At 76.9% G+C, this 7,632-nt stretch carries 5 protein-coding genes and 1 pseudogene; all 6 read left to right on the top strand.

The window, feature by feature from the left end:
* A partial coding sequence (gene lanKC, locus ACIQOV_RS17860) for a class III lanthionine synthetase LanKC (protein ID WP_401049496.1) occupies positions 1 to 2,454 on the top strand: 2,454 nt, incomplete at its 5' end.
* 5 nt (positions 2,455 to 2,459) lie between these two features.
* Positions 2,460 to 2,546, top strand: a complete 87-nt coding sequence (locus ACIQOV_RS17855) for a class III lanthipeptide (protein ID WP_380548803.1) — start codon at positions 2,460 to 2,462, stop codon at positions 2,544 to 2,546.
* A 190-nt stretch (positions 2,547 to 2,736) separates the two neighbouring features.
* Positions 2,737 to 2,826 (top strand): class III lanthipeptide, encoded by a 90-nt coding sequence (locus ACIQOV_RS17850; RefSeq protein ID WP_198959315.1) that lies wholly within the window; start codon positions 2,737 to 2,739, stop codon positions 2,824 to 2,826.
* A gap of 249 nt (positions 2,827 to 3,075) precedes the next feature.
* Positions 3,076 to 5,022: an FtsX-like permease family protein gene (locus tag ACIQOV_RS17845; RefSeq protein ID WP_401049495.1), complete on the top strand. Its 1,947-nt coding sequence runs from the start codon at positions 3,076 to 3,078 to the stop codon at positions 5,020 to 5,022.
* Positions 5,019 to 6,290, top strand: a complete 1,272-nt coding sequence (locus ACIQOV_RS17840) for an MFS transporter (RefSeq protein WP_401049493.1) — start codon at positions 5,019 to 5,021, stop codon at positions 6,288 to 6,290. The genes ACIQOV_RS17845 and ACIQOV_RS17840 overlap by 4 nt, the downstream gene beginning before the upstream one ends.
* Positions 6,283 to 7,632, top strand: a pseudogene (locus tag ACIQOV_RS17835) (hypothetical protein); the annotation flags it as partial. The gene ACIQOV_RS17840 and the pseudogene ACIQOV_RS17835, both read left to right, overlap by 8 nt.

Below are 7,632 nucleotides of genomic sequence, written 5' to 3'. Positions count from 1 at the left end.
GGCTGGCGCGGCCGCACCCAGGGGGTGTGGGAGGTGCTGGCGCCGCCCGGCGGCCCCCGGCTGCCGGAGCAGGGCTGGAAGGTCCACGTCAGCGCCACGCCCGAATCCGCCGAGGAGACGATCGAGACGGCCTGGCGGGTCTGCCGCCGGCTCGGGCTGCCCTGGAAGTACCTGCGCAGCCGGCTGGTGGTCGCGGTGACGAACGCCAAGTACGCCGACCGGTCCGCCAGCGGCAAGGTCGTCACCGTCTACCCGCGGACGGCCGCGGAGCTGGAGACCGTCCTCGCCGAGCTGGACGAGGCGCTGGGCGGCCGTCCCGGTCCGTACGTCCTGTCCGACCTGCGGTGGAACCAGGGCCCGGTGTCGGTGCGCTACGGAGGCTTCGCCCTGATGTGGTGCGAGCTGCCGGACGGCACCAGGGTGCCCGCGGTGGAGGACCCGGACGGCCGACTGGTGCCGGACGCCCGGCGCCCGCGCTTCACCGTCCCGGAGTGGGCCTCCACCCCGGACTTCCTGGCCGAGCGGATCGCCGCGGCCGCCGCCGACGCGGGAGCCGGCCTCGGCCGCTACCGGGTGGTCAAGGCGCTGCACTTCTCCAACGCCGGCGGGGTCTACCTCGCCGAGGACGAGGACGGCCGACAGGTCGTCATCAAGGAGGCCCGTCCGCACGCCGGACTGGACGCCTCGGAGACGGACGCGGTGGCCCGGCTGCTGGTCGAGCGGGACGTCCTGGAGCGGATCGGCCACCTGCCGTTCGTGCCGGAGCTGTACGAGTACTTCACCAGCTGGGAGCACCACTACCTGGTGATGGAGTACATCCCCGGCGAGTCCTTCAGTGCCTGGCTGGGCCGGGAGTACCCGCTCACCCGGCACCGCCCGGACGCCCGGACGCTGGCCGACTTCGCGGGGCTCGCGGTCACCCGGCTCGCGCTGGTCGAGGAGTGCGTCGCGGCGCTGCACCGGGAGGGGGTGGCGTTCGGGGACCTCCACCACCGCAACATCATGATCCGTCCGGACGGCACCGTCGCCCTGGTCGACTTCGAACTCTCGACGCCGCTCGACACCCCGCGCCGGCGCACCCTCGGCGCCCCCGGCTTCACCGACCCGGCGATCACCGACGCCCGCGAGGCCGACCTGTTCGCGCTCGGCTGCTGCCAGCTCGCCGCCTTCGTCTCGCTGACCGCGCTCACCCGGCGCAACCCGGCCGTCGTCGGCGGGCTGCTGGACCTCGTCGCGGAGTCCTTCCCGACGGTGCCCGCCGGCTTCGCCGAACGGATGACGGAGCGGCTCGCCCTCTCCCCGGCGCTGCGGCCCCACCTCGGGGCCCGGCCCGCGGCCGGGCCCCGGGCGGAGCTCACCGCCGCGGCCCTGCTGCGCGGCATCGACGGGGCGGCGACGCCCGGGCGGGAGGACCGCCTCCATCCCGGCGACGTGGCCGGGCTGCGCCCCGGCGGCGCGCTCGGACTGGCGTACGGCTCCTCCGGCGTGCTGCTCGCCCGGCACCTGGCCGGGGCCGCACCGGACGAGGAGCAACTGGACTGGCTCGCCGCCGTCGTACGGCGCGCCCCGGCGGACACGCCCGCCGGGCTGTACGACGGGCTGGCCGGAGCCGGCTGGCTGTTCCACCGGCTCGGGCACCCGGACGCCCCGAACGTGGTGGACCGGCTGCTGGCCGGCCCGTTGCCCTCCTCGCTCGGCCTGTACGGCGGCCTGACGGGCGTCGCCCAGCTGCTGCTGGAGGCCGGCGCGACGGACGAGGCGCTCGCCCTGGCCGCCAAGGCCGCCGGGCGGATCGGCGAGACCGGGCTGCTGGACCGGCCGGGGCTGCTGCGCGGCTGGTCCGGGCCGGCGGTGCTGTTCGCCCGCTGCGCCCGCCTCACCGGCGACACGGCCTGGGCGGAGGCCGCCGAACGCGCCGTCCGCTGCGACCTGCGGCACGGCCGGCTGGTCGACGACATGCTGCAGACGTACAGCTCGGGCCGGCTGCTGCCGTACCTGGCGGAGGGCTCGGCCGGAGTGGCGCTCGCCGTCCTGGCCCTGCCCGACGCGCAGGCCGAAGCCCTCGGCGCCGAGCGGGTGCTGGAGGCCGCGGCCCGGGCCGGCGCGGTCCGGGTGGTCGTCCAGGGCGGGCTGTTCAACGGCCGCGCCGGGCTCGCCTACACCCTGTTCCAGGTCGCCGCCCGCCTGCCGCACTGGCGGGCCGAGGCGGAGGATCAACTCCGTCTGGTGGAGCTGCACCTGGCCCCCCACCAGGACGGCAGCGTCCTGCACGGGGACCAGCTGATCCGGCTCTCGACCGACCTGGCCACCGGCTCCGCCGGCGCCCTGCTGGCGCTGGCCGCCGCCAAGAGCCCCGGGCAGTGCCTGCTCCCCGGCGCCCACCCCGTTCACGGGTGGACGCCGGAGCCGGCCGAGCCCGGTACCACGTCCCGGCGAGATGACGAGGGGAGGTGACTGACATGGCCAACATCCTGGCGCTTCAGGAGCTCGACGAGGAGATCGTCGTCGACGCCCCGTTCAGCTCGATCAGCGCGTTCAGCTGCTGATTCCCGTGGCCCGGTGCCACGTCCCGGCGAGATGACGAGGGGAGGTGACTGACATGGCCAACATCCTGGCGCTTCAGGAGCTCGACGAGGAGATCGTCGTCGACGCCCCGTTCAGCTCGCTCAGCTACTTCAGCTGCTGATCCCGGCACCCCGGTGCCGTGTTCCGGCGAGATGGCGAGGGGAGGTGATTGTGATGGCCGACATTCTGGCGCTTCAGGAGCTCGACGAGGAGATCGTCGTCGACGCCCCGTTCAGCTCGCTCAGCTACTGGAGCTGCTGATCCCGGCACCCCGGTGCCGTGTTCCGGCGAGACGGTGAGGAGGAGGTGATTGTGATGGCCGACATTCTGGCGCTTCAGGAGCTCGACGAGGAGATCGTCGTCGACGCCCCGTTCAGCTCGTACAGCCTGTTCAGCTGCTGACCCTCGGGGTCCGGCAGTACCGGATGGCAGGTGGGGAAGGCCGCGGCACATGCGGCCTTCCCCAACTCTGCATCCTATTTACCGTTTTGGGGTGAGATAACCGTGGCCGTGGCATCGGAACCGACTACCCGACCGAGCGGACCGCTCGGCGCGCTGCGACTGTGCGTCGCCGAGGTACGGGCGTACCCGGGGCGGGTCATAGGTGTCGCGGTCGCCTGCGCGCTCACCGCCACCGGCGTGGGCGCCTGCCTACTGCTGCTCGCGGCGGTCAGCGGCCCGTCCTACCCGGAGGGTTCGGCGGCCGGGGCGGCGGCCAAGGACGCGCAGAGCCTGCTGGGCCTGCTGCTGACGCTGCTGCTGATGTCGGCGGTGCTGGTGACGGGGTCGACGGTCGCGCTCTGGACCAACCAGCGGCTCGGGCAGTTCGCCGTGCTGCGCGCCCTCGGGGTGACGGCCGGCCGGCTGCGGGCCCTGGTCGTCGCGGACGTCGCGCTGGTCGCGCTGGCCCCCTCCGCCGTCGCCGCGGTGGCCGGGACGGTCCCGGCGGCCGGGTTCGGCCGTCGCCTGCTGATCGAGCGCGAGCTGTTCCCCGCCGCGGTCGACCTGCCCTCCGCCGGGCAGACCTGGGCGATCGCGGCCGGCGCCTGCCTCGGCACCTGCGCGGTCGCGGTGCTGGCCGCGCTGGCCAGCGTGCTGGCGGCCGGCCGGGTCCAGCCGATCGACCTCCTCAAGGACCAGTCACTGGCCCTGGCCCCGCCCCGCCGCAACGTCGGCCGGCTGGTGGCGGGCATCGCCATGGTCCTCCTGCTCTGCGGTCCGCTCGTGGCCCTGATGGTCGCGATGGACCTGCCGCCGGTGCTCCAGGGCGCGATGGTGATGGGCCTGGCCACGGTCGTCATCCCCACGCTCGCGGTGCTCGCGCCCTGGTTCGTGCCGCTGCTCGTCGGCCCCTGCTGCGCGGTGCTGCGGCTGGACCGGAAGGCCGGCCGGATCGCCGCCGCCGGGCTGCGGGCCGCGCCCGCCCGGACGACCGCGATCGCGGTGCCCGTCCTGCTGGCCGTCGGCACCGTGGTCTGCCTGCTCGGCTCGGGGGCGACCATCGGGGCCGCCGTGCAGCAGCAGACCGAGCAGGCGCTGCGGGCCGACGCGGTGGTGACGGCCGAGCCGGGCAACCAGTTGCCCGCCCGGCCCGCCGGCCTGCCCGGCGGGAGCACCGTCGCGCCGATCGCCACCCGGGTGACCGCGCCGCCCAGCTTCTACGACAACAAGCCCAAGCCCACCCGCGCCTGGGGCGTCGACGGGGCGGCCCTGCGGAGTGTCCTGGACCTCGGTGAACAGCAGGGCCGGCTGGACGAGTTGGCGCCCGGTACGTTCGCCGCCGGCAGCACCGAGGCCACCTCGCACCACTGGAATCTCGGCCAGGTCGTCACCTTCACGCTCGCCGACGGGCAGGCGGCGCAGCTGCGGCTCGTCGCCGTCTACCAGCGGGATCTGGCCTTCCCCTCCTACGTCCTCCCCGCCGACCTCGCCCTCGCGCACACCCCGGCCCCGTACGCCGACCGGGTGCTGCTCCGCGGTGACCCGAGCGCCTGGGAGCTCCGGCCCGGCCAGCGGCTCGCCGCGCGGGCCGACTACCTGGCCCACCTGCGGCCGCGCAACGTGCAGGACGACATGGCCTCCCGGCTGATCGTCTCCGTGGTGGGCGGGTACGCGCTGCTCGCCGTCGCCAACACCTGCGCCATCGCCCAGCGGGACCGCCGCTCCCAGCGCGCCCACCTGCGGGCCCTCGGCCTCGGCCGCGGGCAGCTGCTGCGCTGCGTGGTGTACGAGGTGCTGGCCTCGGCGCTGGTCGGGACGGTCCTCGCGGTGGCGACGGCCGGGATCTGCCTGGTGCCGCTGGCCGGGGCCGTCGGACAGGGGGTGCTGCCCGCCCTGGACGTGCCGTGGACGGTCGGCGTGCTGCTCGGGGTGCTGGCCGCCACCGCCGTCCCGGCGGCGCTGGCGGCCCGTCCGTTGCGCGGCATCCGGAGCCAGTTCGCGACGGGGTCGGCGTGAGCGCGGCGGCCGTCGGGGGGCTGGGGCGGTCGTTCTGGCTGCTCTACGGCGGCGAGTCCGCCTCGGCCCTGGGGACGGCCGCCTCGGTGATCGCCCTCCCGGTGGTCGCGCTGCGGGCCGGCGGCGACGTCCGGCAGGCCGGACTGGCCGGCACGGCGCTCTCCGTCGGGGTGCTGCTGGCCCGGCTGCCGGCCGGCGTCCTCGCCGACCGCTGCGAGCGGCGGACCGTGCTGCTGCTCGGCAACGCGGCCGGCGCGGCCGTGCTGGCCGTGCTGGCCCTGTCGGCCGCCGGCGGCACGCCACCGCTGTGGGCGCTGCTGGTCGCCGCCCTGCTGCTCGGCGCGGTGGGCAGCACCCTGGCGCCCGTCGAGAACGTCGTGGTGCGGTGCTTCGTGCGGCCCGAGCACCTCCCCCGCGCGGTCGGCCTGTTGCAGAGCAGGGCGGCCGTCGCGACGACCGCCGGCCCGCTGGCCGGCGGCGCGCTGCTGGCCGTCCACCCGTCCTGGGTGTTCGCCGTCGACGCCGGCAGCTACCTGGCAGCCGTCTGCTGCGTGGCCCTGCTGCCCGGGGGAAGGCGGGAGCGCCCCGAGGACGAGCCCGCCGCGCCCGGAGTCCGGGCCGCGCTGGCCGAAGGCGTCCGGTTCATCTGGCGGGTGCCCTTCCTGCGCTACGCGGTGGTCAACGCGGCCGTGCTCAACCTGGTGTTCAACGGGCTGCTGATCGTGGTGGTCGCCTCCGGCGGGGGCGCCCTGCACATCGGGGTGCTGACCGCGGCCCTGGGCACCGGCGGGCTGGCCGGATCGCTGCTCGCGCCGGCCCTGGCCCGGCGGCTGCCGCCCGCCCGGGGCATCGCCCTCGGCACCGCCGCGGTCGCGCTCGCCCTGCCCGGTTTCACCCTGGCCCAGGGGCACTGGGCGGCGGTCCTGCCACTGGCCCTCGCCGCGGCCGCCGGGCCGGTGGTCACCGTGCTGATCGCGGTCACCCAGATGGAGGTGACCCCACCGGGTCTGCAGGGCCGGGTGCACAGCGGCATCGGCTTCCTCGCCCAGCTGGTCGCGCCCGCCGGGCCGACCCTGGCCGGCCTGTGCGCCCACGCGTTCGGACTGACCGGCACGGTGGCCGGCGCGGCCGTGATCGTGGTGGTCCTCGCCGTGGTCGGGACGGCCGCCACCGCGGGCCGGTCCGGCTACCGGCCCCCCGGCCCCGCCGGGCCGGGAGGCGACCCGGAACGACGGAGCGACAACCCCGCGGAGGCCGTCCATGGCTGACCTCGACCACCGGGCGGCGCACCCCGCGCCGGCGGACCCGTACCGCTGGCTGGAGGACGCGGACGCCCCGCGCACCCGGGCCTGGCTCGCCGATCAGCGGCGCCTGCTGGCCACCCGCCCGCAGCGCTCCGACGAGCCCGCCTGGGCCGCCCTGCTCGACCGGGTGGAACGGGAGGCGCCCGACCGGACGCCCACCCCGCCCGCCGAGGCCGGCGGCCTGCTCTTCCGCCACGAACGCGGCCCGGACGGCGACGTCCTGACCGTCCGGCACCCCGACGGCACCCGCCGGACACCGACCGAGGGCCTCATCGGCCCCGGCGACCGGATCGCCGGCTGGCAGCCCGAGCCGCACGGCCGGTTCATCGCCGTCCAGCTGCACCGGGACGGAGCGGAGACCGGCGGCCTGCACCTGCTCCCCACCCACCCGGGCGACCGGCCCCGCCACCTGCCCGACGCGGCCCCGTACGCGACCGTGGCCTTCACCGGCGAGGCGCTGGTGTACACCGCCGGCACCCGCACCGAGCACACCCTGGTGGCCCGCCACCCGGCCGACGGCCCCGCCCGTCGGCTCGCCCTGCCGGTGCCCGGCCCGGTCCGGCTCACCCTCCACGGCGGACCGGGCGGGAACCTGCTGCTGCGCACCCGCCCGCAGCCGTCCGGCCCGGTGCGCTGGTGGGCCACCCGGTGGACCGGCCGGGCGGTGCCCGACTGGCAGCCGCTCGACCTCGACGGCCGGCGGGTCACCGCCCTGGACCTGAACGAGACCGTCTGCTTCCTCGCCGGCGACGAGCTGCTCGCGCTGGACCTGGACGAGCTGGCCCGGGGCGCCACCGGCCGGCCCGTGCCGCTCGTCGCGCCGCTCGCCGTCGGCGGGCCGCCCGCTGCCGGCGAATCGCCCGTCGCCGGTGAAGCGCCCGCGGGCCCGGTCACCGCCGTGCGGGTGCTCGGCCCCGGCCGGAGGCCCGGCCTGGCGCTGCTCCGCCGGCTGGGGACCACCCACCGGCTCGACGTGCACCGGCCGGGCGGGGCGGCGGAGGGGGCACCGGGAGAGGCGGCGGGCGGTGCGCCGGGCGGCCGTGCCACCGCACTGCACTGGCCCGCCCGGCTGCGCCTCGGCGCCACCCCGTACGACCGGCACGGGCGGGTCGGCGGGTCGGTCTGGCTGCTCGCCGACGACCCCCGGTACGGCACCTGGACCAGGAGCCTGGACGGCTCGGGCCCGGTCGAACCCCCCGAGCGCCGCGCCGCGCTGCGCACGCTCACCGCCGCCGGCCGGGACGGCGCGCCCGTCCCGGTGACGGTCTGCGACCCCGGGCCGCAGGACCGCGGCCGCCCCGCACCC

Source organism: Kitasatospora sp. NPDC091257 (genome assembly GCF_044757675.1).
In the GTDB taxonomy this organism is placed as follows: domain Bacteria; phylum Actinomycetota; class Actinomycetes; order Streptomycetales; family Streptomycetaceae; genus Kitasatospora; species Kitasatospora lactacystinica.
Note: the sequence above shows the minus strand (reverse complement) of the source record. Positions and strands in the feature narration are given on the sequence as shown.